This is a genomic window from Comamonas sp. C11 (genome assembly GCF_024496285.1).
GTDB lineage: Bacteria > Pseudomonadota > Gammaproteobacteria > Burkholderiales > Burkholderiaceae_C > Comamonas > Comamonas testosteroni_F.
The window spans coordinates 5,290,783-5,316,633 of the sequence record NZ_CP101743.1 but is presented as its reverse complement, the minus strand read 5'-3'; the positions used below and the strand labels follow the sequence as shown (position 1 = coordinate 5,316,633).

Here is a 25,851-nt window from a genome sequence, read left to right as displayed (position 1 = left end):
CTTTTGCACAGGGCCGATGCGAATGCATCGGCCCTTTTTGCATGGCGCTTCGTGCCGAGCAAGGCTCGCGAATTCTGAGCGCTGGACCGATGTGAGTAAACGCACTGAAACACGGACGTCATCGGGATGACACGAGCTTTTCCTAGATTCTTGCCGGTCGAAACCTGTCGACATCCAAGTGAAAGACTCCATGCAAAACAAGCGTTTGATCAAGGCGCTGGCGCTCGTCTGCCTGACGGCCGCCACGCTGGCCGCCTGTGGAGGCAGCGATGACAGCCCGCCTGCCCCGACGACCCCCACCAATCCCAGCAATCCCACGACCCCCACCGAGCCGGCCAAGCCGGAGATGCGCTGTGCTCCCTGAGCGCGGTGACAGACAAGGCTTCACCATGATTTCGCGACGCAACCTTCTGCAGGCCGGCAAGAACGCCGCCTTTTCCGCTGCCGCACTGGCAGCGTTTCCTCCGAGCATCCGCCGTGCGCTGGCCATTCCGGCCAACAATGTCACAGGCACGGTCATGGACGTGCAGCATGTGGTGATCCTGATGCAGGAAAACCGCTCCTTCGATCAGTACTTCGGCACCCTCAAAGGGGTGCGCGGCTTTGGCGACCGGATGACGATTCCCGTGCCCAACGGCCGCAAGGTCTGGCAGCAGGAGCGTGCCAACGGTACGGTCATCACGCCCTACCATCTGGACGGAACGGCCAACAACGCGCAGCGCGTTTCCGGCACTCCCCATTCCTGGCTGGACAGTCAGCAGGCCTGGGACAACGGCCGCATGTCGCGCTGGCCCGTGGCCAAGACGGACACCTCCATGGGCTATTTCAAGGAGCAGGAGCTGCCCTACCAGTTCGCGCTGGCAAATGCCTTCACGATCTGCGATGCCTACCACTGCGCCATGCACACCGGCACCGATGCCAACCGCTCATTCCACATGACGGGCACCAACGGTGCCGTGCCCCAGAACGTGGCTTTCGTGAATAACGAGTGGGATGCCATCAACGGCGTGCCCAGCGACGCCAACACCGGCTACACATGGAAGACTTATGCCGAGCGGCTGCAGGAAGCCGGGGTGAGCTGGATCAGCTACCAGAACATGCCCGACGAGTGGGGCGACAACATGCTGGGGGCGTTCCAGAGCTTTCGTCGCGCCAATCTGGCCTCTGGCTTTCCCGTCTCCAGTGGCGGCGCGCCCAATGCGCCGTATACCAACACCGGCCAGGCCTTGCCCTACCATGCCTATGACGCGGCCAGCGACGACGCTGCCAACCCGCTGTACAAAGGCGTGGCCAACACCTTGCCCGGCAACAAGCCCGAGGAATACCTGGACGCTTTCAAGCGCGATATTCGTGAAGGCAGGCTGCCGCAGGTGTCCTGGGTCAATGCACCGTCCATCTATTGCGAACACCCCGGTCCATCAAGCCCTGTGCAGGGCGCCTGGTTTCTGCAGGAGGTGCTGGACGCGTTGACGGCCAATCCCGAGGTCTGGAGCAAGACCGTGCTGCTGGTCAATTTCGACGAGAACGACGGCTATTTCGACCATATGCCTTCGCCCTCGGCTCCATCGCAGAACGCCGACAAGACCTATGCAGGCAAGACCACGCTGCCGCAAGCCGATCTGCAGGCCGAGTACTTCACGCATGGCGCTCCGGAAGGCAGCCGCAGCCAGCCCGCCCCCGATGGCCGTGTCTATGGTCCCGGGCCGCGAGTTCCGCTGTATGTGATCTCGCCCTGGAGTCGTGGCGGCTGGGTCAATTCTCAGGTATTCGACCATACGTCGGTGCTGCGTTTTCTGGAGGCACGCTTTGGCGTGAAGGAACCCAATATCAGCCCGTTCCGTCGTGCGGTATGTGGAGATCTTCTGAGTACCTTCAACTTCAAGACGCCGAACAACGAGACCCTGCCCGTGCTGGCCGGTCGCTCCACCCGCGATGTCGCCGACCAGCTGCGTGCCGATCAGCAAAAGCTGCCCGCCGTGCCAGTGCCGCGCGATATGCAGCTGCCTTTGCAGGCAGTCGGTACACGTCCGTCGCGGGCCTTGCCCTACGAGCTGCATACCAGTGCGCGCTGCCAGAGCAACGGCCCGGTGGAGCTGGTGTTTGCCAACACCGGCACGCAGGCGGCCGTCTTCCATGTCTACGACCGCTACAAGCTGGATCGCACGCCGCGCCGCTATATGGTGGAAGCGGGCAAGACGCTGTCCGATACCTGGGATGCCTTGCGCGACAATTTCGGCAAGTACGACCTCTGGGTGTTGGGGCCCAACGGTTTTCACCGCCACTTCAAGGGCGACCTGAATCGCCTGGGCAGTACACAGGCCGCCCCCGAGGTGCGTGTTTGCTACGACATCGCCAATGGCAATGTCTACGTGGATCTGATGAACAAGGGCACTCAGGCTGCGGTGTTCACCATCACACCCATGGCCTACCTCAGCGACGGTCCCTGGACGGTTAGCGTTGCCGCCGCCGCCAGCGCCGAAAGGCATTGGGAGCTGAAGGCCAGTGGCCAGTGGTATGACTTTGCCGTGACCTGCAACAGCGATCCGGCGTACTACCGGCGCTTTGCCGGCCGCGTGGAAACCGGTCAGCACACAATCAGCGATCCGGCCATGGGCGAGGTATAGCGACCATGCTGCGCCTTTGCGGACCTGTCTGGCCTGCACCATTGGCCCTAATATGGCGCTCTTGTATGACGATGGATGCCTGCCATGACTTTCTCCGCACTGCGCGACCTTGTTGAAGACCTGCGTGATGCCCGGCCCACGCTATGGGCCGGGCGCAGTGAGAGTGCTCGGTCCACACACTCTATAGACGCAGCCCAGGTTCAGCAGGCTGTACAGCGTTTTGAACGCTTTGTGCCCTTGCTGGCGCAACTGTTTCCAGAGTTACAGGCATCTGGCGGACGTATTGAGTCGGCGCTGCTGCACGTGCCGCAGATGCAGCAGGCTTTGCAGCTGCCCGAGCAACTGGGCCGGCTCTGGCTCAAGGCCGATCACAGCCTGCCAGTAGCGGGCTCCATCAAGGCACGCGGTGGCGTGCATGAGGTGCTGGAGTATGCGGAGCAGATCGCTTTGCAGCATGGCCTGCTGGCCGATGGCGACTATCTGCAACTGGCGTCCGATGCTGCGCGTGCGGTGTTCGCCAGGTACCAGGTGGCGGTAGGCTCCACGGGCAATCTGGGTCTGTCGATTGGCGTCATGGCATCGGGCCTGGGCTTCAAGGCAACGGTCCATATGTCTGCCGATGCCAAGGAGTGGAAAAAGCAGCGCCTGCGTGCGCGTGGCGTGCAGGTGGTGGAGCACGCCGGCGACTACGCCCAGGCCGTGGCCGCAGGCCGCGCGCTGGCCGACCAGGATACGCACTGTCACTTTGTGGATGACGAGCATTCGCTTTCGCTGTTGCTTGGCTATGCGGCGGCGGCTCCGCACTTGGTCGCGCAACTTGCAGAGAACGAGATTGCCGTGGATGAAACGCATCCTTTGTTTGTCTATATTCCTTGCGGCGTTGGGGGGGCGCCCGGCGGCGTGGCCCTGGGTCTGCAGCAGGCATTCGGACCGAATGCGCATTGTTTTTTTGCCGAGCCCGTGCAGTCGCCCTGCTTCATGATTGAGATGCTGGCCGGTGCTGCAGCGCTGCCCGGTCTGGATACCCATCCTTCGGTCTATGAGCTGGGCCTGAACAACCAGACCGAGGCCGATGGCCTGGCAGTGCCGCGTGCATCGGAGCTGGCGGCCGACGTGGTGCGTGGCTTTCTCGGCGGAGTTTTCACTGTGGAGGACGAAACCCTGTTTCGCCATCTGTGCCTGCTGAAGGATAGAGAGGGGCTGCAGATCGAGCCATCGGCCGCAGCAGGCTTTAGCGGTCCGCGTGCCTTGTTGGAGAGTGTTGCGGGCCAGGATTATCTGCAGCGCCAGAAGCTGCTGCCGCACATGGCTAACGCTACACATATTGTCTGGACCACGGGCGGCCTGTTTGTCCCCGACGAGGAGTACGCGAGGTTTCTGGCGCGTGGACGCGATCTGCTGAACTGAGCACCTTACCTGGTTACCTGTTTACCTGGGTCTTGGCGCCGTGCCCGCTTCACTCATCAGCATCAGCAGGCTGCGGTTGAAATCCTCGACCACCAGCAGGCGACCCGCATGATCGAGGCCCATGCCCGTGGGGCGGCCACCGGGACGCAGTCCGGGCCTGGCGTCCCAGTTGCTCAGCCATTGAATGGGTTTGCCAGAGGGCCGGCCCTTGTCGTCGCGCGCAAAGCCCACGAGGCGTTGACCGTCTGCGCGTTGGCCGTGCCAGGCCACCAGCAATTGCCCGCCAAATGCGCTGCCCACAGGCGTGGCCAGCATCTGCAGCGGCGCCACATGGGCGGGCCACAGCATATGCGGTGCCTCGGTCTTGCTGCAGTCAAAGCGCTTTTCATAGCCCTGTGCGTTTTGGCGTGCGCCTATGCAGTAAGGCCAACCGTAGTCGGCACCCGCGTGCAGCAGGTTGAGCTCCTCCGGCGGCTGCCTGGGGTCGCGGTAGTCGATATTGTTTTCGCCTTGCCAGACGGTGCCTGCCGCAGGGCCGTCGGGCATCACGGCCAGCGCCATGGAGTTGCGCAGACCGCTGGCAAAGGGTTTGAATTCCTTGACGGGCTGCTTGCCAGCCTGCAGCACCATGCGCCAGACGGCAGCGCGCGGCATGGCGCCCGTGCGTTCGGGGCAGGGCATGGGCTGCTTTTGATCCTCGCCACGGCAGCTGTCGCTGAAGCTGCCCATGTTGACGTACAGGCTGCCATCGGGCGCAAAGCTCAGCTCCTTGAGCATATGGGCACCGTCGGCGGGCAGATTGCCTGCCAGCACCTCGGGCTGCGGCGGCTGGCCCAACGTGGGAACGGCGGCACGCCAGATTTTGTCGGCCTCGCCGATATAGATTTTTCCGTCCGGCCCGCGCACCATGCCCGAAGGGTAGTTGAGCTTGCTCAGCAACACTCTGGCTTCGACGGCCCTGTCCGTGGTGTTGGCATTGGCGGCTGTGGCGGCGTCAGGCGGCAGCCGCAGCTCGATCAGCTGGCCCACCTGGGGCATCCAGTTGCCCATGTCCAGCACCCAGAGGCGGCCCGGTGCGATCTCCAGCACGCGGCGCGGAAAGCGCAGGCCATGGGCCTCGTCGGCAATCAACCCCACGCAGGTGCCGGCGGGGGTGGTGATGGCCAGGCGCGGATAGATGCCGCATTTGCCGGTGGAGACATAGCCGCGCGCATGCGCACCTGGGCTGGCAGCCATGAGCAACAGCGCAGACAGACTCAGAATCAATCGGTATTTGCGCTGCATGGCTCTGCTGGCGGTTAAAAGCGCGGCAGATCGGGATGGGCAATCTGCCCGCCGCGCACCAGCATCTTGCCGTACTCGGCGCAGCGGTTGAGCGTGGGAATCACCTTGCCGGGGTTGAGCAGCGATTGCGGGTCAAACGCCGCCTTGAGCGCGAACATCTGGGCGTTCTCGGCCGTGGTGAACTGGGTGCACATGCTGTTGAGCTTTTCCACGCCCACACCATGCTCGCCCGTCACCGTGCCGCCCATGGCAACGCTGGTTTCCAGAATGTCGGCGCCGAACAGCTCGCAGCGGTGCAGTTCGTCGGGGTTGTTGGCATCGAACAGGATCAAGGGGTGCAGATTGCCGTCTCCTGCATGGAATACATTGGCGCAGCGCAACTGGTATTTCTTCTCCATCTCCTGAATTGCCAGCAGGATGTCGGCCAGACGCTTGCGCGGAATGGTGGAGTCCATGCACATGTAATCAGGGCTGATGCGGCCGCTGGCGGGAAAGGCGTTCTTGCGTCCGCTCCAGAAACGCAGACGCTCTTCCTCGCTTTCGCTGACGGTGATGGCCGTGGCGCCGGCGTGGCGCAGCACTTCGCTCATGCGGGCGATTTCTTCCTCGACCTCCTCGGGCGTGCCGTCACTCTCGCAAAGCAAAATGGCTTCTGCCGTGAGGTCGTAGCCGGCGCGCACAAAGTCCTCCACGGCGGCCGTCATGGGCTTGTCCATCATTTCCAGACCCGCCGGAATGATGCCGGCCGCGATCACCGCAGCCACCGCGTCGCCCGCTTTGCGCACATCGTCGAAGCTGGCCATGATGCAGCGCGCCAGCTGGGGCTTGGGCACGAGCTTGACCGTGACCTCGGTCACCACGGCCAGCATGCCTTCGCTGCCTATCATGACGGCCAGCAGGTCCAGACCGGGGGTGTCGAGAGCATCCGAGCCGAACTCGACGGGCTCGCCTTCGATGCTGAAGCCTTTCACTTTGAGCACGTTGTGCACCGTGAGCCCGTACTTGAGGCAGTGCACGCCGCCCGAGTTTTCGGCCACGTTGCCGCCGATGGTGCAGGCGATCTGGCTGCTGGGGTCGGGCGCATAGTACAGACCGTAGGGGGCAGCGGCTTCGCTGATGGCGAGGTTGCGCACGCCGCATTGAACCAGGGCCGTGCGGCTGTAGGCGTCGACCTTGAGGATTTTGTTGAATTTCGCCAGCGACAGCGTCACGCCCATGGGGTGAGGCATGGCACCGCCCGAAAGCCCCGTCCCCGCGCCACGTGCAATGACGGGCGCTCCTATGGCGTGGCAGGCCTTGAGCACAGCCTGCACCTGTGCATAAGTCTCGGGCAGGCAGACCAGCAGAGGGCGCTGGCGGTAGGCCGTCAGTCCGTCGCACTCATAGGGTGTGGTGTCTTCGCTCTGATAGAGCAGGGCATGCGCCGGCACATGGGGGCGCAGGGCCTCCACCACCTCGGCCTGGCGCCGAGCACGCTCGGACTGCTCGGGCGGGTGGTGCGCGGCGTTGGCCGCTGCGCTGGAGGTGGCGACGAGATCGGTAAAAGTGCTGGCGAACGTCATGCCTGCAAATGTAGGGGATGCGCCCGCGCATTGGTGTGAGCTTTATTGCAAAGCTGCTTGAAATGCTTTGCGATGATGATGATATTTGCTCTTGAAACGATAGCTTTTGACGATTGATGAATAAGACTTGAAGTTGATTTATTCTCTGAAATGACCGCTCGCATCAATCATGGTCAGCCCCACATAGCTGGAGCCGGTGCGCGGCGGTGTGAAGCGCAGATGCATGGCGCCGTAGCGAATCTCGCCCATGGCGTCGAGGGCGGCCAGCAAGCCCGCTCGATTGCTTGTGGGCGCAGCTTTACGCAGCGCATCCAGCAGGGTTCGGGTATTGAGAAAGACTTCCAGGCCCAGATAGGAGGCAGGCGGCATGCCGCCGTGGTCGAGAAGCTGCTGGTAGTCCTTGATGGCCGGAACCGCGCCTTTCCAGGGACTGGGCACCAGGGTGGTGAAGGCAATGCCGCGTGTATAAGGGCCCAGCCCTTGCACCACGGCGCGGTTGGCCTGGGCGGCCAGGTTGTAGAAAGGCGCCGTGACATGAGCCTGTCTGGCCATGGTGATCAGACCTATGCTGGCAGGGGCACCCGCCAGCACGATGACGCCCTGGAGATCGGGCAGGGCGGCCAGTTGCCTGGCCAGGTCAGGGGTATTGGCACCCGATGCTTCCACGGCCAGCGTGATGGCGGGTTTGAGGTCCTTGGCGGCAAAGGCGGCCAGGGCAATCTGCAGACTGTCTTTGCCGAAGCCGTCGTTCTGGTGAACGATGGCGATCCGCCGCAGACCTATGGTCTGCATCTGCTGCAGCATGGCCGCGATTTCAGCCTGGGTGCTGGCGCGCAGCGGATAGATGAAACGGCCCGGTTGCTGGCGCATGCTGCCGGCTCCGGCAATCACGCCCACCAGGGCCGTCTGGCCTTGCTGTACCTCGGGTTGCATGGCTGTGCAACTGGCCGTTCCCCAGCAGTTGAGCAGGGCCAGGGCTCCTTCCTGGACCAGTTGGCGTGCATTGCTGGCGGCGCGCTGTGGCTCGTAGCCATCGTCCAGCACCTTGAGTGTCAAAGCTTTGCCGCCCAGGCCTCCCTGCTTGTTGAATGCCTCCACCTGCGCCTGCATGATGCTCATCCCTTCCTTGCCGGCCTCGGCCTGCGGGCCTGACAGCGGCAAGCTGGCGCCTATGGTGAGCTTGTTCTCCTGCGCATGCAGGGTCAGGCTGGCGGTGATGCCGACGGCCAGTAGCCAGGCGCAGCGCGATGGGGTTTGCATGGGTCTCCTCCTCGTTGTCGTGAGCCCATGGTGGGAGGCTTGCAACAAGAGTGGGAGAGGGCAACTGTGGCCATGTCGGCTGGGTGCGACGTTATGGTGTTTTGACCCGCTTATGAGATACGGGCTTGATCTGCATCGTCCCATGGCCTTGCGTCGTCATCTGCTCTCCAGTATCCACAGGCGCTTGCTGGCACGGGTCATGGCGACGTAGAGCATGTTGCGCTGTGGGTCGCTCGCATTGGGCGAGAAGTGCCTGGAATTGACAAAGGGCACGGCTACATACTCGTATTCATGGCCTTTGCTGCGTTCTACCGTGAGCAGTTGCAAGCTGGGTTTTTCATGGCGCTGATGCTGCGCGATGCTCGACTGGACCATGAGGCTGAGGCGGCCCAGGAATTCATCGACGGAAAGCCCGGCGCAGATGCGCGACAGCGCTTGCAGGCTGGCCAGGCACTGGCCCAGTTCGTCCTGGCTGATGGGGGCCTGGGCAAAGAACTGCCGTAACAGAGGGTGCCGGAGCAACTGCCCCGCATCGGCGCACTGGTCGGCGGGCAGGGCCAGCAACCGGGCACAGGGGGAGTCTGGTGCGATGTAGGCGGCGAGGAAGCGGCGCATGGCGGCTTGCTGTCCCATGAGTTCGGCGGCGATGCGCAGCGTGTCGGATTCCGGCGGGGCGTCGCCCAGTGCAGTCATGTCGAACAGGCCGTTGGCCAGCAGATCCCGGTCGGGCGGGCTGGCATGGCGCACATAGCGCATCAGACCTTCGGCAGCGCTGCTCAGAATGCCTTGCGAGAGCAGCGCACCGCCGCTGCAGCCCTGCATGGCCCACAGCATGGCCAGCACCAGGGCGATTTCGCGGCGCTGGTAGAAGCGCTGCATGCCTTTGCAGGCATAGTGCACGCCCTCGTGGGCGAACAGCCATTCAAGCAGTACCGAATCTTCGGGCGAATGCAGGATGACACGCAACACGGCCGGCGGATCCTGCGGTTTGCGGGGCTGACGGGCCACGGCGGCATGAATATCCAGCAATTGCCGGGCGCAGTCCTCGTCATCGCCATGGCGATGTTCGAACCAGGCCGAGGCGTTGCGGTAATGTGCGTCGAACTCCACGCCGAAGAGCCGGTTCAGTTCCTGGCAGATGACGGGGCCGAAGCGATAGGTCGTGTTGAGCGTGGCCTGGCCGGTGCCCGCGGGCAGCTCCTGCAGTATGCGCTGGGCGCTGTCGCCAAAGATGGAGGAGGCGCCAGGCAGTATGTGCTGGTTGAAGTCGCCGACACCGATGAAGCGCCCGTTGCCGCGCGCCAGATGGCGCAGCACCAGCAGCGCGGCCTCGTCCAGGTCCTGCAGTTCGTCGAACAGCACGGCTTCGAAGCGACCCTGCAGCAAAGGGAAGTCTGCATCGTAGTCCAGTGCGGCCAGCTGGCAGGCCAGCGCATAGGTGCAGTCGCCGGGTGCATAGAACAGTGGCTCCTGGGTGGGGCCTGCGCGCAGCCGCTCATAGCTGCGCAGCAGCCGGTACAGGCCGTAGTCCAGGGCGTTGTCTCGGCAATATGCCAGCGCGCCGAGGCCGCTGTCGTCGATGTCGAGTTCCAGCATGCACTGCTTGGCCTGGGCCTCGAAAGCGAGGAAGGCACTGATGTCCAGAGGCCGGGCGAAGTAGTCCGCCAGCTCGGGAATGTCGAGCTCGGCATGCCGCTCGGCCTCTTGCGACAGCGCTTCATGCGCCTGCTGGATGAGCAGATTCTTCTCCAGGCCGGAGGAGAGCATGGGTACAGGGTCGCCCTGCTCTTCGAGCAGGCGGGCGCAAAAATGCTCCAGAGTGAGCAGATGCAGGCCTTCGAGGGGCATGGCGGAGAGCCGGTCCAGGCGCGCCTGAATGGCCTTGATGCCGGCCTCCGAGTAGGCCAGCATCAGCACGTTGCGTGCGCCCTGGGTGCGGATCAGGTCGGCGGCCTTGATGGCCAGCGTGGTCGTCTTGCCCGTGCCGGCCAGGGCGCGGATGAGCAGCGAGGACGCTTCTCTGTTGAGGGCCTGGTTCTGGTCAAGGCCGGGGTACAGCCTGGGCTGCAGGTTCATGCCGTGGGTGCTCCATCTTCGTTATCCATCGAGCAGCCCGTGTAACGAACTGCTCGCCGGGCCAGGGACGGCGAGCAAGAGCTGTGCCGCAGCGAAGCCGCGGGGGCAGCTCAGCCCATCGCCTTGCGCAGCCACTCAGCGAAGGCAGCGCATTCCCAGCGGTCCATGATGCCGGTCTTCCAGCACAGGTAGTGAGCGTGCGGGCTGGGTGCATCGACATCGAAAAGGCGTACCAGCGTTCCGTTTTCCAGCCAGGGGGCGCCGAGCTTGTGACGTACCAGGGCTATGCCCATGCTGGCCGACGCGGCATCGCACATCAGGCCGATATCGTTGAACTGCGAGCCTTCGTTGGGCTCGGCCATGTCGAGGCCGGTGGCGGCGAACCAGGTGCGCCAGGGCTCCAGCGGGCTGCGCAGCAGCGGCATGCCTTCCAGGTCTTCAGGGCGCTCGAACGGGCCATGTTCGCGGATGAAGCTGGGCGAGGCCAGCGGTGTGACCGTGTCGCGGGCCAGCTCGATATGCTCCACATCGGCATAGTGGCCGGCGCCGAAGCGCACCATCAGGTCGGCGTCCTCGCCGATCACATCCAGCAGCGGAATCGACACCTGCAGCGCAATGTCGATCTCGGGATAGGCCTCGGTGAACTGGCGCAGGCGCGGGATCAGGATCACGCGCGCAAAAGTGGGGGTGACGGCCAGCTTCAGGCGCCTGCGCCCAGGCGAGGCTGACGCTCCCGGAAAGCGTTGCAAGGCGCCCAGGCCTTCACGCACATGGGCCAGATAGGAGCTGCCATCCGTGGTCAGCGAGAAATCCGTGCGGCCGAACAGGCGCGCTCCCAGAATCTGCTCCAGCTGCTTGACCCTGTGGCTGACGGCGCTGGGCGTGACGCACAGCTCCTCCGCCGTCAACGTGACCGAGCGCAGCCGCGCCAGAGCCTCGAAGGTGAGCAGGCACTGTATCGGCGGAATCCGCCTGGCCGTAATGCTGTTCAAGGCGCCGGGGCTGCGGGTCATATGATCAATCCCAAGCCCAGGGATTTAGCGGAACACCACGGTCTTGTGACCGTTGAGAATGACGCGGCGCTCGCTATGCCACTTCACGGCACGGGCCAGAACTTGGCTCTCGGTGTCGCGGCCACGGGCCGTCAGGTCCTCCACGGTGTCGGTATGGTCGGCGCGTGCCACGTCCTGCTCTATGATCGGGCCTTCGTCGAGGTCGGCCGTCACATAGTGGGCGGTGGCACCGATCAGCTTCACGCCGCGGTCATGCGCCTGGTAGTAGGGCTTGGCGCCCTTGAAGCTGGGCAGGAAGCTGTGGTGGATATTGATGGCGCGGCCGGCCAGCTTTTTGCACAGGTCGTTGGACAGCACCTGCATGTAGCGCGCCAGCACCACCAGCTCGGCGCCTTCCTCCTCGATGATCTCGTACTGGCGCTCTTCGGCCTGGGCCTTGGTCGCGGCAGTCACGGGAATGTGATGGAAGGGGATGTTGTAGCTGGCCGCCAGCTGATAGAACTCGCGGTGGTTGCTGATGATGGCCTTGATCTCGATGGGCAGCAGGCCCGATTTCCAGCGGAACAGCAGGTCGTTGAGGCAGTGGCCTTCCTTGCTGACCATGATGACGGTCTTGATGCGCTCGGACTTGGAGTGCAAACTCCACTGCATTTGATATTGATCAGCTAATTCGGCAACGGATGCCTTTAGAGAGGCGGCGTCTTTGCCATCGCAGGCAAACTGCACGCGCATGAAGAACAGACCGGTTACCGGGTCGTTGTACTGCGCTGCTTCTTCAATATTGCCGCCTTGTTCAAGCAAGAATCCGGAAACGGCATGCACCAGGCCCAGTCGGTCTGGGCAGGATAAAGTCAAAATATAGGCTTGGGTCATAGCTCGGCAATTGTCGCAGCAAGGCGAGGACCCTGCGGACAAAGGAAATTCATGAAAAGCGAGGAGGGGCATTCTGCGCTCACACCCTGGGTGATTGTCACCCTCTATTTGTGCGTGGGGATGCTTTGGTTGGGGGCGCAGGCGGGCGTGCTCGGCTATTTTGATGTATCGCTGAATCGACAGTCTCTGCGTTGGCAGATAGGCCTGTTCATTGTTTGGTTGCTGGCGACAGCGCTGGTTGCACTTTGGTTCATGCAGCGCAAGGCGCGCGCCGACCAGCGTGGCCGGGAGACGGCGCAGGAGCTGGAGCTGGTGGTGCGCCACGCACCGGCCGGCATGGCTCGCGTGCATGTGGGCGGTGCCGAGATTGTCTGGGCTAATGCCAAGCTGGCGGGTTGGCTGGGCTGCAGCGTCGAGTCGCTGCGCGGTCAGGATTTTCGCGTCCTGGTGCCGGTGAATGACCAGGACGAGGTTGCTCTGCAGCTGCAGCGCCTGCTGGACGGCAGCACCGATTACTTCCAGGTGCTGCGCCAATGCGTGAATGCCGGCACCGGCAAGGTTACGCCCGTGCTGTGCACCACCAGCCGCGTGGCGGCTTCGGGTGTGGACGGGCCGGTGGCCCTGGTCTGCGTGCTGCAGGACCTCAGCGAGATGGTGAGTGCGCGCAAGGCCATGATGCGCAGCGAGACCATGCTGCGCCTGGCGCTGGAGGGCAGCGGCAATGGCGTGTGGGAGTGGGACGCGCTCGAGCAGCGGCTGAACTTCTCCACGGGCATGAGTGCCTTGCTGCGCTATCAGGGCCAGGATCTAGCCCGGGAGTTCGATTTCCAACAGCGCCTGCACCCCGAAGATGCCGCAGGTGCGCGCGCCCAGGCCGAGCAAGCACTGGAGCAGGGCAGCATGCTGGTGCTGACGGCACGTCTGCTGTGCTTTGACGGTCTGTATCGCTGGTTCCGCGCACGCGGCCAGGCCTACAAGGATGAGAGCGGACGCCTGATACGGATCTCGGGTCTGCTCTCCGACCAGACTGCGAGTCGCGAGGCCGATGAGCGCAGCCGCCTGGCTTCCACGGTGGTGGACAACACCATCGAAGGTGTGGTGGTGACCGATGCACACAGCCGAATTCTCTCGGTCAACCACGCGTTCACGAAGCTGCTGGGCTTCAGCGAAGCGGAAATGTTGGGCAAGACGCCGCGCATGTTCAAGTCCGGCCGACATGACAAGGCCTTCTATGACGCCATGTGGGCCAGCATGCATGCCACAGGGCACTGGCAGGGCGAAATTTGGAATCGGCGCAAGAATGGAGAGGTTTTTCCCGAGCGCATGTCGCTGAGTGCGGTCAAGGATGCCAACGACAAGGTGACGCATTACGTCTGCATGTTCACCGATATCTCGGCCGAGAAGGCGCGCGAGCAGCAACTGGAGTTTCTGGCCCATCGCGACACCTTGACCGGTCTGCCCAACCGCTCTCAATTCACGCGCATGCTGAGCGAGGCGGTGGAATTGAGTCGGAGCACCAACCGTCGCATGGCCGTGCTGCTGTTCAATATCGACCGCTTCAAGGACGTGAACGACAGCTATGGCCACTCCATCGGCGACGAGGTGCTCAGGCATGTGTCTGTGCAGATGCAGGGTGCTTTGCGGCACGGCGACATCATTGGCCGCCTGGCGGGCGATGAAATCTGCGTGGTGGCGCAATCCATTTGCGGTCGCGACAGCGCGGTGGACGTGGCCGAGCGCTTGATGGCAGCAGCCGGCCAGCCCTGGACCACGCCAGATGGCCTGTCGGTGGTGGTCAGCGTCAGCGCAGGCATCTGTCTGTATCCCGACCATGCATTGACAGCCGACGATCTGCTGCAGGGCGCCCATGCAGCGGTGTATGGAGCCAAGGCCAGAGGCTCCAATGCCTGGTGCTTCTTCCATGAGAACATGACCCAGGCCGCCCGCGAGCGCCTGGCGCTGGAGGCGCGCCTGCGCCGTGCGCTGGAGCTGGGCCATATGCGTCTGTATTACCAGCCACAGATTGAGCTGGCGACGGGGCGCCTGATGGGGGCTGAAGCCCTGTTGCGCTGGCTGGACCCAGAGGAAGGCCTGATCTCGCCGGCCCGTTTCATTCCCGTGGCGGAAAACTCGGGCGTCATCGGCCAGCTGGGTCTGTGGGTGCTGGGTGAGGCCTGTCGTCAGGGTCAGCAATGGCGTGCTGCCGGTCTGCCCGATCTGACGATTGCAGTCAATGTCTCGCTGCACCAGTTTTTGCTGACCGATATTGCCGGGGCTACGGCCGATGCGCTCAACAAGTCGGGTTTTCCGGCCAGCCTGCTGGAGCTGGAAATCACCGAAAGTGCACTGGCCGAAAAGCCCGAAGAGGCGCTGGCCGTGCTCAACCGCCTGCGCGAGCTGGGCCTGCGTCTGGCCATTGATGACTTTGGCACCGGTTATTCGTCGCTGGCGCACCTCAAGCGCTTCCCGCTCGATCTGCTCAAGATCGACCAGGGCTTTATCCGTGACATTCCGCACAGCGCGGACGATATGACCATCAGCAGCTCGGTCATTGCCCTGGGTCATGCCATGGGCCTGAAGGTACTGGCCGAAGGCGTGGAAACGCAGGAGCAGCTGTCTTTTCTGCAAGACAAGGGCTGTGACTTCTTCCAGGGCTATTTCTGCAGCCGCCCCTTGCCGGCGGAGGACTTTGCGCGGCTGCTGGAAAAGCAGGCGCCGGCCAGCCCCTGGTCGATGTGCAGAGCGGCGTGACAGCTTGATGAACTCAGCCATGTGCCCGCCCTGCCAGCCTTATCACCCGGCCCAGAGCTTTACTTTCAAATTGCCGCTGAGGCTGGTGGAGGCCGTGTTCGGTTGCGACAACTTCGATGACTGCGGCGATTGGCTGCAGGACTGGCTGGCTGAATACCTGACGGACCACCCACCTTCCCGCAGTGGCTATCGCCTCATGCTGGATTGCGACTTCGAGACCGTGCACCCCAACCCCTGGTTTCACACGCTGAACTACACCGCCCAGTTGCCGGATGAGCGGCTGGCGCGGTTGCTGGAGCAGGCCCTCAGGAACAAGGGGCTGCTGGACTGAGCAGATCAGTTGGCCCGTGTCTGGGGGGCTGGGCGGCCTTTCCACTGCTCGCGCAACTGGGCGCATTGGTCCTGTGAGGCATTGCCCGCCAGTGTCAGCAGCTTGTCTGCTTTCATACTGATAGCTGTTGGCGCTTTATCCGATTGGGCTATCGCCACTTTCTGCCTCAAATCCTTGGGCAGCCAGGTGGGCACGCCGATATCACTGCGCACATGGCTGCGTCCCGCAACCAGCAGCACGGACTGGCCGGGCCGGCTCAATTGCTGCACGGCGGTGGCCGTGACCTTGGCCATGGATTCATCGCGGGCCAGCTGGATGCGGGCCATGGGGGCGAACTGGGACTCGGGCAGCAGGCCGCAATGTCCATCCTTGATGGCGTCCAGCTGCAACTGCCAGCCCGGGACTGGCAGGTGGTTGTCATAGCGGGACTGGCCCATGGTCTGCTTCATCTGCGCGCGCGGCAGATTGCCGCCCAGTACGGGTACACCGGCGCGCACGGCGTTCATCACCATGGGGCCATAGTCCTGCCAGGGCCAGCCACCGCCAGCAGCGCCGCTTTGCCATTGCAGTGACTGCTGCACCTGCTCTTCGGTCGCTGTGGTGGCCAGGCTGGCCGTGCTGCCCCCGGCCGGTGCCATCTCGATCACCAGCGCGCCCAGGCGCTGCCCAGCCGCCAGCAGCTGCACGGTTTGTGCTTCCCACTGATGATGGGCAATCTGGTCATGCTGCTCGCCAAGAGCGATGACCTGGGCATCGGTCCATTGCGCCAGCGTCTGCTGCCAGTCTGCACTGGAGGTTAGCGTGCTGGTCTGATGGGCGCAGCCGCCGAGCAGCAATGCGGCTGCCGTGGCCAGAAAAGAAAGCGCGGGGCGCGAAGAATGAGGCTTCAGGCGCATAGATGCCTGAGATGCAGTCCACATGGTTTGAGCAGTCCAATCTTGAAAGACGGGGCATGGCTTCGTAGCTGTAGATTTCCCACCGGCTTTGCCCACCGAGTTTTGCCGCGATACTGCGGGGCATTGCCCCTGTCGCGCGTCCATTGTCGTGCCTTGCCGGATTCCCGTGCACATGTCCGTATTGCTTCCCCCCTTGTTTCTGGCCCGTGTGGCCGCTACTTTGCTGCTGGCATGGCTGGCAGCCCAGCTCTGTCTGGTGCTGCATACGCCGCTGCCGTGGATGCTGGGTCCGCTGATTTCCATCTCCCTGCTATCGATAGGCGGGGCGCCCACCCAAAGCTGGGCCAGGCTGCGCGATCTGGGGCAGTGGACGATAGGCGGCGCTCTGGGCCTGTATTTCACGCCTGCGGTGACCGAGCTGGTCGCCGGTCTGTGGTGGGCGATTGCGCTGGCCATTGCCTGGGCCCTGTTGCTGGGCTGGGCCTTCGGGCGCTGGCTGTATCGCGTGCAGGCCCCCTCCATGCTGGGGCAACCGGGCATGGACGAAGAGCGCTTGCGCGCCACGACCTATTTCTCGGGGGCGATAGGTGCGGCTTCGGAGATGACGCTGCTGGCCGAGCGCGAGCATGCGCGCACCGATCTGGTGGCTGCGGCGCACAGCCTGCGGCTGGTGATAGTCACGGTGAGCATTCCTTTTGCCCTGCAATGGGCGGGGCTGCAGGGCGACCCCGGCCTGACGCTGCCCAGCGTGCGCAATGTGCAATGGCCGGGCTTTGCCTGGCTGGCGCTGGCCACTGGCGCCGGGGCATTGCTGATGCTCAGGCTCAGGCGTGCCAATCCCTGGTTTCTGGGTGCGCTGGCCGTATCCATGGGCTTGACCATGGCCGGCCTGGAGCTGTCTGCCGTGCCGCAATGGCTGATGAATGCCGCCCAGTTGGTGATCGGCGTAAGCCTGGGAGTGCGCTTTCGACGTGAGTTCCTGCACACCGCTCCGCGCTGGCTGGGCATGGTGGCGCTGGGTACCGTGGGGCTGATGGCGGTTTGCGCGGGCTTCGCCTGGCTGCTGCACGCTGCCACAGGCCTGCCCTGGGTAACCTTGCTGCTGGGCACCTCGCCGGGCGGCATCACCGAGATGGCCATCACCGCCAAGGTGCTGCAGCTGGGCGTGCCCGTGGTCACGGCCTTCCAGGTCTGCCGGCTGATTGCCGTGCTGCTGCTGGTGGCGCCGCTGTTCCGCTGGGTGGAGGCGCGCGGGCGCCTGCCGGGCCGGACGGTGCAGTAGAGCAGCTTGTATCGCTACACTTGGCGGCAAGCCGAAAGGCCCGGTGCGTAGAAACACCTGAACCGGCGTTGCAGCCCCCACCGTCAATCGGGGTCTTGTTCACGCAGGAATCAAGACCATGTCTTCCGTCTCCCTGGCCGGCCATCATGCCGAGCCTGTCTCCATCAGCCCTCTCCACCAACGGGAGGGCTGACCCATGACCTCCTCCAAAAACGCTGCCCGCGTGGCAGCGCATGCGCTGCCTTGCCCAGAAACAGAGAAGGCCACCCCATCCCCCACCTGGCCAACTTGGCAATAGGCCATGCATGTCTCGCTGTCCATGGCGGAGAGCACGCTGGCGGCGCTTTCCCCTGGCCTGCCACGATAAGCGGGGACGCAATGCGCGCCAGTTCGAAGTGGCATGCGCGGTGGAACTTGCGTTGGCACACATTCGGCGCATGCAGGCCGATCCGCCGCAGGACCATGCGGCATTCGAGCAGCAATGGCACATGGCGGCCAGCGCCATTCAGCTTGCCGACAAGGCCTTCAAGCTGCCTCGCTCACGCTACCGCCACTCGCTCAAGCACATGCGTCTGCACTTCGATCTGCTCAAGGATCTGGTGGAGCGCGTGAAGATGCGGAGCCGGCGAGGGAGCTGAGGCGCAGGGCCGGGCTGTCGGAAGGCAACCCTCCGGTTGTCCTGTGCCGTGAAGGTGACGCAATGACAAGGAGGACACCTGCGGCAGCGGGCAAATCTGCCGCCGCGCCGGTCGGCCTGATCCTGTGCGCCGACAAGGGCCATGCCTTGGCGCGGTATGCGCTGGATGGCTTGTCGACCAAGGCGATGGCGGCCAACTACCGGATGGTATTGCCGGATGCCGAGTTGCTTCAAAAAGAGCTGGAGAGCACTCGACGCAGGCAGGAGTCTCGGCGAGTGCTCCACACGGATGCTGGCCAACCATGACCCTGGCAGCCGCTCCTCACCACAGCCCACTGTCGCTGGTAGATACCGCAATCGCCCCACCGGCCAGCGCCTGCTGCACCTGGTCCTGGCTGCAGACGAAGCCAGAGGCCACGAGCGGCGGCAGGATGCGGCGCTCGGCCTCGGTGATATGGGCCAGCATGGGGGCGGGCATGATCTGCACGAGGTTGGGGTCGCTCTGCTCCACCGCCTTGATGCTGCGCGGCCAGGTGGAGCGGTCGGTGACGAAGACCTTCTGCATGGTCAGCAGCCCGGCCTTGTTGGCGCGCTGGATGGTGGCCACGCGCGTGGACAGCAGGCTGCTGGCGCCCAGGTCCACGAGGTAGTCCACGCCGCCCTTGTCGGGCGAGATGCCGTCGCAGCTGTCGATGTTGACGATGGCGATCTTGCCCGCCCCGGTGATGGTGGAGATCACCGAGCGCAGGCGGCGCAGTTCGATGTTGGCGACGATGGCGACTTCGGCCTGGCTGGCCAGCAGCGCGTCCATCTGCTCGGCCCCGTAAAGGGTGGCGATGACGGGGCGGCGCGCCAGCCGCGCACCCAGGGAGTTGTCCGGGCGGCCCATGTCAGAGGTCCAGCCCCAGCTTGCCGGGGTTGAGCAGGTTCTTGGGGTCCAGCATGCGCTTGGTGGCCTCCAGCAGGGCAAAGGCCGGTCCCAGCGATTGCCGCATGTAGGGCGCGCGCAGCAGGCCCACGCCGTGGTGGTGGCTGAGCGTGGCGCCGTGGCGCAGCAGCACGGCGTTGGCCGCGTCCCAGGCCGCGCGGTACCAATGGGCACGCTGGTCCACGGCCACCTCGCCGCGCAGCGAAAAGTACAGGCAGGCGCCATCCACATAGGCATGCGACTGGTGGGCCGAGCCGGCCAGGGTGCCGGGGATGGCCTGCAGCGCGGCGACCACTTCCTCGTAGATGGCCGGCAGGTCTTTCCAGGGGCCGCACATCTCCAGAGTGTCGGCGACGAAGCCCGGGCCTTTCTTGAAGCCCTCGGCGCTCTTGCCGGTCAGGTAGCGCGTGTCCAGCCAGCGCTCCAGGGTGGCGGCACCGTCCAGCCGTTCACCCAAAGGTGCACACACACGCTCGCAGATGGCCATGACGGCATCGACGATCTCGGGCGCGCCTTCGTCGGCGATCAGCAGCACGTTGAGGTCGCTGCGGCCGAATTGCACGCCGCTTTCCAGCGCGTCATACAGCCGCAGCGCGGCGGGGTTGGCGCCTTGCTGCAGGATCTGGCGGCAGGCTTCCAGGCCCTGGGCAAAGCTGGCAAAGCCATAGGCGATGGCGCGGCCGTGGTCGGGCAGGCGGTGCAGCTTGAAGCGGATGCGCACGATCACGCCCAGCGTGCCTTCCGAGCCGATGAACAGCTGCTGCAGGTCCGGCCCGATGGCCGCGCGCGCGTAGCCGCCCACGGTGACGAGGCGGCCATCGGCCAGCACCACGTCCATGCCGTGGACCATGTCCTCGATCTTTCCGTAGCGCGTGGACAACTGGCCTGCGCCCCGGCAGGCCACCCAGCCACCCACGGTGCTGATGCCGAAGGACGAGGGCCAGTGGCCCATGGTCATGCCGTGGCGGCGCTGGATGGCTTCCTCGAACACGTCGCCGAACATGCCGGCCTCGACCTCGACGATCTGGCTTTGCTCGTCCATCGCGATGAAGCGGTTGAGCGCGCACAGGTCCAGCACGATGCCGCCGCGCAGGGGCAGGGCCGCGCCCGTGACGTTGCTGCGCCCGGCCGAGACGGTGACGGGAATGGCATGTGCATCGGCAATGCGCATCACGGCCTGCACCTGCTCCACGGTGGATGCATGGGCGATGACGGCCTGCGGCGTGGCCGGGTGGCCCGAGGTTTCGGCCACCATGGTGCGTGCCCACCAGTCGCGCGTGCCGGCGACGATGTCGGCGCGCTCGGTCTGCACGCGGTCACAGGCGGCGCGCAGTGCGGCGAGCACCGCCTCGGGCACGGCCACTGGCTTGTGCTGCAGGCCGCAGGGGCTGCCAGTGGCCGCACCTTCGGATGCGGGTGCGGCCTGCGCTGCCCAGCCTGGGGTCGTGGGGGCGCCCACCACGTAGTTGCGGCGGTTGTAGCCACGGGCGATTGCGTCTTTGCTCAGCATTGGATGTCTCCCATCAAAATCTGTTTCTCGCGCTCCATGGCGCGGCGGTAGTCGTGGATCTGCTGCGCTATCTGCGCAGGTGCCAGCCCCAGTTCCTGGGCCAGGATGTCGCCCACGCGCGCTGCGGCGCGGGCCGATGCATCGCGCGCCATGAGGCGTGCGCGCATGCGGCGCGAGAGCACGTCTTCCACCGTGCGCGCCATTTCGTGGCGCGCGGCGTAGAGGACTTCGGCCTCGGTGTGGGGCAGTCCCTCGACGATGGGCCGGGCCAGCGCGGGATGCGCGTCGAGGATGTCGCTGACGAAGCGCGCCTCCGTGCCGTAGCGCTCGCCCAGATGGGCCGACAGTCCGCCCGTGGCCGTGATGGCCTGGGCGTCGTAGCCGGCCGCGCCCAGCAGGAAGGCCGAGGTGGTGGTGCAGCGCGTGCGCCGGCCCAGCAGCTTTTCCACGGCGTCCACGGTCTGCTCGGCCATATGGCGCGAGGTGGTGAGCTTGCCGCCGACGATGGTGACCAGGCCGTCGGTCGCCACATGGATTTCGTGGTTGCGCTTCATCTCCACGGTCTTGCCGCCGGGCGGGCCGACCAGGGGGCGGCAGCCGGCGATGGAGCCGACCACGTCCTCGGGCGACAGGTCCACCTTGAGCGCCGATCGGGCGCCTTCGAGCAGGAAGTCCAGCTCGGCGCGCGTGCAGTGCACGTCGTCCAGGCTGCCCGCATAGTCCTCGTCGGTGGTGCCCAGGTAGGAGACATCGCCCCAGCGCGTGATGGTGGCGCGCCGGCTGCGGCCCGGCACGGGGATGGTGACGGTGCAGTCGTTGCGTATGCGCAGCCAGGGAATGGCCACGTGTACGCCCTTGGCGGGGCGCACGTGCAGCTGCGCCTGCTGGTCGGGCCTGCGGCCATCCCAGTCGCGCAGCCAGACGCCCGTGGCCATGACCACGCTGCGCGCGCGCACCGTGATCTCGCGGCCATCGGCCTGGACGATGGCGCCGTCCACGCCGCCGTGGGCGTTGCGCGTGATGGCGGTGGCCCGGGCATGGTTGAGCACGGCCGCGCCATGGAAGGCCGCCGTGCGCGCCACGGCCAGCGTGAGCCGCGCATCGTCCACGCGCGCATCGAAGTACATGTAGCCACCCAGGAGCTGCTCTTCGCGGAAGGTCGGACAGTGCGACAGCACCTCGGCCTTGCCGAGCTTGCGGTGCAGGATGCCTTCGCGCCAGCCGCCGGCCAGGTCATAGGTCCACAGCAGGCTGCCGAAGGCCTTGGCCAGGCGGGCGTCGAAGACGCCGTCGCGCTCCATCACGGGAAACAGGAAGGGCAGGCGCTGCACCAGGTGCCGCGCATTGCGGCGCAGGCGCTGGCGCTCCAGCAGCGAGTGCCGCACCAGTCCCAGGTTGCCCTGCTCGATGTAGCGCAGGCCGCCATGGACCATCTTGGAGGACTTGGACGAGGTGCCCGAGGCGAAGTCGTCCTTCTCCACCAGGGCCACGCGCAGGCCGCGCAGGCTGGCGTCCAGCGCGGCATAGGCGCCGGTGATGCCGCCGCCGATGACCAGCAGGTCGAATGCCTCGTCGCCCAGCCGCGCGAGCTGGTCCGCGCGCTGCAGCTGCAGCGGTGCGGTCTGGGTCAGCATGGCGCTGTCCCTGCGTTCCTTGCCGAAGGGCCACTGCATCATGCGCGGCCCTCCAGGGCGGCGGCGCGCCCGGGCGCCCGGGCGCGGGCCAGTTCGTCGCCCACGCGGGCGCGCCAGATGCTGCGGCGCTCGCTTCGCTCGTCGACCGCCATGCGCGGTTCGAAGACCGCTTCGGTGCGCAGCGTGGCGCAGGCCTGCGGCAGCCCGTCCCACAGCAGGCCCGCGCTGCCGGCCATGAAGGCGATGCCGCGCAGGCTGGCCTTGTCGGTATCGGTCAGGCGTCGCACGGGCAGGCCGCCCAGGTCGGCCTGGATCTGCAGCAGGGCATCGCTGCCCGACAGGCCGCCGCCCACCAGCAGCTCGCCCACCTCGGTGCCTGCTGCCGCCTCGTCGGCCTGCACGCAGGAGGCCACGGAATGCGCAATGCCTTCGAGGATGGAGCGCGCCAGCTGCGGCCGCGAGGTGGCCATGGACACGCCCGAGATCGAGGCCCGCGCGCCCGGCTCCATGGCCGGCAGGCGCAGGCCGGTGAGCGCGGGGATGAAGACCAGGTCGGCCGGCGTCTCGGCCTCGCGGGCCAGGGTGCTGATCTGCTGCGGGTTGTCGAACCACTGCAGCTTCTCGCAGATCCAGTTGAGCGCCGAGCCCGTGGTGGGCACATAGGTCTCGATGGCATAGCGCGAGACACCGCCCATGCGCCGCGCCGTCATGGTCAGCGAGCTTTCATGGGCCGCGTCATGCGCGGGCAGCTTTGTTCCCGTGAGCACATCAACGAAGCTGCCCGTGCCATGCACGCACAGCGCCTGGCCGCGCTCCAGGCAGCCCAGGCCCACGGCCGCCGCATGCTGGTCGCCCGCGCAGGCCAGGATGGGCACGGCCAGGCCCAGGAGCTCGGTGCGCGTGCGGCCGAAGTCCTGCACGTCCTCGCACAGGCGGGGCAGCAGTTCGGCGGGAAACTCCAGCGCGTCCAGCCAGTCGTGCAGGTAGCGGTGCTCGCCCAGCGCATAGGCGTTGCCCGAGGTCACATTGGTGGGCGTGGTGACCACGGCGCGCGCATCCGACAGATGCCACAGCAGCCAGGAGTCGATGGTGCCGAAGGCCAGCCGCCGCTGGCGCCAGGCCTGGGCCACGGCCGGGCATTCGCGCAGCTTGTGCGCGGCCCACAGGTAGGGCGAACGCACGCCCACGGGCCGGCCCGCGTGGCGGATCAGCCGGGCATCCCAGTCGCCGGCCAGCAGGGCCAGTTCGTCGCGGTGGCGCGCATCCTGCCAGACCATGATGGGCGCCAGCGAACGGCCCGTGGCCGTATCCCAGAGCACGGCCGAGCAGCGCTGGTTGGCAATGGCCAGAGCCACGATCTGCTGGCCGCTGCTCTGGGCGCGGGCGATGGCGCGGCGGCACACGTCCAGCGTGCGCTCCAGCAGCAGGTCGGCGTCCTGTTCGACCACGCCGGGGCGCGGGCAGTGGATTTCCAGCGGCAGATAGTCCTGGGCGGACACCTGCCCGTCGCGCCCCACGACGGCGGCGCGCGTGCCCGAGGTGCCTTCGTCGATGCAGAGGATCACGGCTTCATGGTGCATGGAGTGCTCTCTTTCAGGCGGTGGTTTGAGCGATCTTGGCGGGCGGGGCGGCGTCGTCCGCGAACTGGGGCGCGCCGGGCTCGTCGTCGGGGTTCACTGTGGTGCGCGTGGGGTCCCAGCGGATGGAAAAGCAGACGATGCTGGCCAGCAGCGGCACCACGGACAGGATGAGGAAGGTGTTCTCCAGCCCGTACTGCTGGCGGAACAGCGGGAACACCAGCAGCCCCAGCGCCGCGCCCATGGCGCCCAGCGCGCCGATCACGCCATTGGCGCCCGCGCGCAGCTCGCTGCGGAACGATAGCGTGGACAGGCTCTTGCCGTTGGCGCCGGGCCCGCCCGAATGAAAGAGGATGAACAGCGAGGGCACGGCCACGGCCAGCCAGATGGGCATGCGGCCGTTGAACAGGCCCAGAACCAGCAGCATCAGGAACACCAGCGCAAAGCCGAAGGCCGAGGCCCGCCGCAGGCCCAGCCGGCGCCCGATGACGGGCGACAGGAATCCGCCGACGATGCCGAACACGTTGAACACCAGCGCACCCAGCGTGGCCTCGCGGAAGTCCTTGCCGAACAGCGAGGCGCTGATCAGCGGCAGGTACCAGCCCACGGCAAAGTACTGGATGGACTGGCCTATCTGCACCGTGGCCGCCAGCAGCGTGCGCGGCAGGTAGATGCCGCGAAAGATCAGCAGTACATTGGCCAGCCCGCGCCGCGCCGGGTTGAGCACGGGAAGGCGTTCGGCGGGCGGCGCGGCCTCGAAGCGGTGGCCACGGGCGCCGTAGATGCGCGTCATGGCGCGGGCGGCGTCATCCAGCCTTTCCTTGCGTGCCAGCCAGGTCGGGCTTTCCACCAGCAGCGCAGCCTGCATGCCCAGGATGAACAGGCCGAACACCGCCGTGGCGGCCACCGAATAGCGCCACAGCGAATCGCCCACATCCCAGGAATGGAACCACAGCGCCAGCACCAGGTTGCTGCACACGGCCATGTACCACATGCCCTGCCAGACATTGAGCCGGCTCTTGAGTCGGGCGGGCGTGAACTCGGCCAGCACCGCCATGGCGATGGCGAAGTCGATGCCATAGGCCGCGCCCACGAAGAAGCGGCCGAAGAGGATGGTGGCGTAGTCGGGCGCCATGCTGACCAGCAGCGCACCGGCCACGGCCAGCACCTTGGCGATGACCAGGGGGCGCATGCGGCCCCAGCGGTCGGCCATCCAGCCGCCGATGGGATTGAAGGCAATGGACACCCAGGAGGCCAGCGACGTCATCCAGGCCACTTCGGCCGGCGTCAGTTGCTGGTCGCGCGTCATGGGGCCCAGGCCCACGCTGAGTGCGGAGTTGGAGAATGCGTCGAGGAAAAGTCCGCCGAGTGCCAGCCACCAGATGGTGCCGGCGCGGCCTGAAATGCCCTGGCGTGCGTCGATGTAGGCGATGACATCCTGAACGCCGCGAACCCTGTGGATGCTGGTCTGCATGCTGGCCTCCTGTGTTTCTGCAAGAGGCCGGCAGACCATACAGGCGCGACAAGACCATCTCACAGATGGTCTTCAAATCTTGAACCTGTGCGGCGATTCTAGGCAGCAAGCGCAGCCTGCGGATCAGTGAAAGCACCAGGGTGCGCGCAATGGCCGCGCCCAAAGAAAAGGCCCGCTGCAGAGAACCTGCGGCGGGCCTGGCGCGAACTCCCTTCTTGGGACCCTGCGCTGTGTGCTGTTAGTGAACCACGACAGGCTGCTGGGCCAGGCCCGTGTAGGTGTCGAGAATTTCTTCCACTTCCTCCTCGGTGGGGGCGTCCTGCTGCCAGGCGAGGATCTGCTTCTGGAACATTTCGGCCCAGGAGCCGTCCAGATACACCTCCTTGCCCGAGCGCTTGTCCACGATCTCGAAGCCGTGGCGCGGCAGTTGATGGGCTTGCTGGATCTCGGCCTTGGCTGTGCCTGCCGGAACGTCTGCCTCCATATCGGGACGCAGATGGAGCACCGCAAAGGATTCAGAGTCGTAAAGCATTTGCATGGTGTTCCTCCTTTCACTTCCGTTATGAGCATGCCTGCCATGGATATGGCGACAGGGTGCCGCATTTCAAGGTGGAAATGCCTGCTCTTGGCACTTGGGCACAGTATTCCATGGATTGGACATGGTTGTGGGCAACCGGCTTTCCCGATCTGTAGTAGGCAAGTCCTTGAACGGCGCGACAGCGTTCAGCCCGA

The 25,851-nt window shown here is 65.3% G+C and carries 20 protein-coding genes and 1 pseudogene; 8 read left to right on the top strand and 13 right to left on the bottom strand.

What is annotated here, in order from left to right:
* Positions 1–190: 190 nt before the first annotated feature.
* From NOX35_RS24500 to NOX35_RS24490, 3 genes are all read left to right on the top strand, one after another.
* Positions 191–364, top strand: a complete 174-nt coding sequence (locus NOX35_RS24500; RefSeq protein WP_182284808.1) for a hypothetical protein — start codon at positions 191–193, stop codon at positions 362–364.
* Positions 365–389: 25 nt separating this feature from the next.
* Complete coding sequence (locus NOX35_RS24495) at positions 390–2,624, top strand: phosphocholine-specific phospholipase C (RefSeq protein WP_182284807.1); 2,235 nt, start codon at positions 390–392, stop codon at positions 2,622–2,624.
* 75 nt (positions 2,625–2,699) lie between these two features.
* The gene (locus tag NOX35_RS24490) at positions 2,700–4,031 is read left to right on the top strand and encodes a D-serine ammonia-lyase (protein ID WP_371878507.1); all 1,332 of its coding nucleotides are present in this window, start codon (positions 2,700–2,702) and stop codon (positions 4,029–4,031) included.
* Between the two features lie 21 nt (positions 4,032–4,052).
* Here the strand turns inward: NOX35_RS24490 and NOX35_RS24485 are convergent, their stop codons facing one another.
* From NOX35_RS24485 to purU, 6 genes are all read right to left on the bottom strand, one after another.
* Positions 4,053–5,315, bottom strand: coding sequence for a sorbosone dehydrogenase family protein (locus NOX35_RS24485; RefSeq protein ID WP_256495046.1), 1,263 nt, complete (start codon positions 5,313–5,315; stop codon positions 4,053–4,055).
* Between the two features lie 14 nt (positions 5,316–5,329).
* Positions 5,330–6,877: an FAD-linked oxidase C-terminal domain-containing protein gene (locus tag NOX35_RS24480; RefSeq protein WP_256495045.1), complete on the bottom strand. Its 1,548-nt coding sequence runs from the start codon at positions 6,875–6,877 to the stop codon at positions 5,330–5,332.
* 138 nt (positions 6,878–7,015) lie between these two features.
* Complete coding sequence (locus tag NOX35_RS24475; RefSeq protein WP_182284803.1) at positions 7,016–8,137, bottom strand: ABC transporter substrate-binding protein; 1,122 nt, start codon at positions 8,135–8,137, stop codon at positions 7,016–7,018.
* 156 nt (positions 8,138–8,293) lie between these two features.
* Positions 8,294–10,213 carry a UvrD-helicase domain-containing protein gene (locus NOX35_RS24470; protein ID WP_256495044.1) on the bottom strand — a complete coding sequence of 640 codons (1,920 nt, stop codon included), beginning with the start codon at positions 10,211–10,213 and terminating at the stop codon, positions 8,294–8,296.
* A 110-nt stretch (positions 10,214–10,323) separates the two neighbouring features.
* The gene (locus NOX35_RS24465) at positions 10,324–11,226 is read right to left on the bottom strand and encodes a LysR substrate-binding domain-containing protein (RefSeq protein WP_182284801.1); all 903 of its coding nucleotides are present in this window, start codon (positions 11,224–11,226) and stop codon (positions 10,324–10,326) included.
* Positions 11,227–11,250: 24 nt separating this feature from the next.
* The gene (purU, locus tag NOX35_RS24460; RefSeq protein WP_256495043.1) at positions 11,251–12,099 is read right to left on the bottom strand and encodes a formyltetrahydrofolate deformylase; all 849 of its coding nucleotides are present in this window, start codon (positions 12,097–12,099) and stop codon (positions 11,251–11,253) included.
* 51 nt (positions 12,100–12,150) lie between these two features.
* Between purU and NOX35_RS24455 the strand changes: the two genes are divergently transcribed.
* Together NOX35_RS24455 and NOX35_RS24450 are read left to right on the top strand one after the other, a co-directional pair.
* Positions 12,151–14,850: an EAL domain-containing protein gene (locus NOX35_RS24455; RefSeq protein WP_256495042.1), complete on the top strand. Its 2,700-nt coding sequence runs from the start codon at positions 12,151–12,153 to the stop codon at positions 14,848–14,850.
* A 7-nt stretch (positions 14,851–14,857) separates the two neighbouring features.
* Positions 14,858–15,181: a hypothetical protein gene (locus tag NOX35_RS24450; protein WP_256495040.1), complete on the top strand. Its 324-nt coding sequence runs from the start codon at positions 14,858–14,860 to the stop codon at positions 15,179–15,181.
* 5 nt (positions 15,182–15,186) lie between these two features.
* On the opposite strand, the gene NOX35_RS24445 is transcribed toward NOX35_RS24450, so the two are convergent.
* Positions 15,187–16,101 carry a ChaN family lipoprotein gene (locus NOX35_RS24445; RefSeq protein ID WP_182284798.1) on the bottom strand — a complete coding sequence of 305 codons (915 nt, stop codon included), beginning with the start codon at positions 16,099–16,101 and terminating at the stop codon, positions 15,187–15,189.
* Positions 16,102–16,249: 148 nt separating this feature from the next.
* On the opposite strand from NOX35_RS24445, the gene NOX35_RS24440 reads away from it, so the two are divergent.
* The 3 genes and pseudogenes from NOX35_RS24440 to NOX35_RS24430 form a co-directional block, all read left to right on the top strand.
* Entirely contained in the window at positions 16,250–17,359 is a 1,110-nt protein-coding gene (locus NOX35_RS24440; RefSeq protein WP_256495038.1) for an AbrB family transcriptional regulator, read from the top strand.
* 305 nt (positions 17,360–17,664) lie between these two features.
* Positions 17,665–17,997, top strand: a complete 333-nt coding sequence (locus NOX35_RS24435) for a hypothetical protein (RefSeq protein ID WP_256495037.1) — start codon at positions 17,665–17,667, stop codon at positions 17,995–17,997.
* A gap of 107 nt (positions 17,998–18,104) precedes the next feature.
* A pseudogene (locus NOX35_RS24430) lies at positions 18,105–18,302 on the top strand (DUF1016 domain-containing protein); the annotation flags it as partial.
* A 16-nt stretch (positions 18,303–18,318) separates the two neighbouring features.
* Here NOX35_RS24430 and NOX35_RS24425 read toward each other — a convergent pair.
* The 6 genes from NOX35_RS24425 to NOX35_RS24400 all read right to left on the bottom strand — a co-directional run bounded on the left by NOX35_RS24425 (position 18,319) and on the right by NOX35_RS24400 (position 25,657).
* Positions 18,319–18,885, bottom strand: a complete 567-nt coding sequence (locus tag NOX35_RS24425) for a glycerol-3-phosphate responsive antiterminator (RefSeq protein WP_034390045.1) — start codon at positions 18,883–18,885, stop codon at positions 18,319–18,321.
* Position 18,886: 1 nt separating this feature from the next.
* Complete coding sequence (locus NOX35_RS24420) at positions 18,887–20,434, bottom strand: FAD-binding oxidoreductase (protein ID WP_256495036.1); 1,548 nt, start codon at positions 20,432–20,434, stop codon at positions 18,887–18,889.
* Positions 20,428–22,110: a glycerol-3-phosphate dehydrogenase/oxidase gene (locus NOX35_RS24415; protein WP_256495035.1), complete on the bottom strand. Its 1,683-nt coding sequence runs from the start codon at positions 22,108–22,110 to the stop codon at positions 20,428–20,430. The genes NOX35_RS24420 and NOX35_RS24415 overlap by 7 nt, the downstream gene beginning before the upstream one ends.
* A complete protein-coding gene (locus NOX35_RS24410) occupies positions 22,107–23,648 on the bottom strand; it encodes an FGGY family carbohydrate kinase (RefSeq protein ID WP_256495034.1) in 1,542 nt (513 codons plus the stop codon). Before NOX35_RS24410 ends, NOX35_RS24415 begins: the two co-directional genes overlap by 4 nt.
* Before the next feature lie 13 nt (positions 23,649–23,661).
* Positions 23,662–25,119 (bottom strand): nitrate/nitrite transporter, encoded by a 1,458-nt coding sequence (locus NOX35_RS24405; protein ID WP_182284793.1) that lies wholly within the window; start codon positions 25,117–25,119, stop codon positions 23,662–23,664.
* Positions 25,120–25,357: 238 nt separating this feature from the next.
* Positions 25,358–25,657: a DUF3567 domain-containing protein gene (locus NOX35_RS24400; protein ID WP_182284792.1), complete on the bottom strand. Its 300-nt coding sequence runs from the start codon at positions 25,655–25,657 to the stop codon at positions 25,358–25,360.
* Positions 25,658–25,851 lie beyond the last annotated feature (194 nt).

Coding starts and splice junctions, on each gene's coding strand:
- NOX35_RS24500 (WP_182284808.1), top strand. CDS start 191: ATGCAAAACAAGCGTTTGATCAAGGCGCTGGCGCTCGTCTGCCTGACG.
- NOX35_RS24495 (WP_182284807.1), top strand. CDS start 390: ATGATTTCGCGACGCAACCTTCTGCAGGCCGGCAAGAACGCCGCCTTT.
- NOX35_RS24490 (WP_371878507.1), top strand. CDS start 2,700: ATGCCTGCCATGACTTTCTCCGCACTGCGCGACCTTGTTGAAGACCTG.
- NOX35_RS24485 (WP_256495046.1), bottom strand. CDS start 5,315: ATGCAGCGCAAATACCGATTGATTCTGAGTCTGTCTGCGCTGTTGCTC.
- NOX35_RS24480 (WP_256495045.1), bottom strand. CDS start 6,877: ATGACGTTCGCCAGCACTTTTACCGATCTCGTCGCCACCTCCAGCGCA.
- NOX35_RS24475 (WP_182284803.1), bottom strand. CDS start 8,137: ATGCAAACCCCATCGCGCTGCGCCTGGCTACTGGCCGTCGGCATCACC.
- NOX35_RS24470 (WP_256495044.1), bottom strand. CDS start 10,213: ATGAACCTGCAGCCCAGGCTGTACCCCGGCCTTGACCAGAACCAGGCC.
- NOX35_RS24465 (WP_182284801.1), bottom strand. CDS start 11,226: ATGACCCGCAGCCCCGGCGCCTTGAACAGCATTACGGCCAGGCGGATT.
- purU (WP_256495043.1), bottom strand. CDS start 12,099: ATGACCCAAGCCTATATTTTGACTTTATCCTGCCCAGACCGACTGGGC.
- NOX35_RS24455 (WP_256495042.1), top strand. CDS start 12,151: ATGAAAAGCGAGGAGGGGCATTCTGCGCTCACACCCTGGGTGATTGTC.
- NOX35_RS24450 (WP_256495040.1), top strand. CDS start 14,858: ATGAACTCAGCCATGTGCCCGCCCTGCCAGCCTTATCACCCGGCCCAG.
- NOX35_RS24445 (WP_182284798.1), bottom strand. CDS start 16,101: ATGTGGACTGCATCTCAGGCATCTATGCGCCTGAAGCCTCATTCTTCG.
- NOX35_RS24440 (WP_256495038.1), top strand. CDS start 16,250: ATGTCCGTATTGCTTCCCCCCTTGTTTCTGGCCCGTGTGGCCGCTACT.
- NOX35_RS24435 (WP_256495037.1), top strand. CDS start 17,665: ATGTCTCGCTGTCCATGGCGGAGAGCACGCTGGCGGCGCTTTCCCCTG.
- NOX35_RS24425 (WP_034390045.1), bottom strand. CDS start 18,885: ATGGGCCGCCCGGACAACTCCCTGGGTGCGCGGCTGGCGCGCCGCCCC.
- NOX35_RS24420 (WP_256495036.1), bottom strand. CDS start 20,434: ATGCTGAGCAAAGACGCAATCGCCCGTGGCTACAACCGCCGCAACTAC.
- NOX35_RS24415 (WP_256495035.1), bottom strand. CDS start 22,110: ATGATGCAGTGGCCCTTCGGCAAGGAACGCAGGGACAGCGCCATGCTG.
- NOX35_RS24410 (WP_256495034.1), bottom strand. CDS start 23,648: ATGCACCATGAAGCCGTGATCCTCTGCATCGACGAAGGCACCTCGGGC.
- NOX35_RS24405 (WP_182284793.1), bottom strand. CDS start 25,119: ATGCAGACCAGCATCCACAGGGTTCGCGGCGTTCAGGATGTCATCGCC.
- NOX35_RS24400 (WP_182284792.1), bottom strand. CDS start 25,657: ATGCAAATGCTTTACGACTCTGAATCCTTTGCGGTGCTCCATCTGCGT.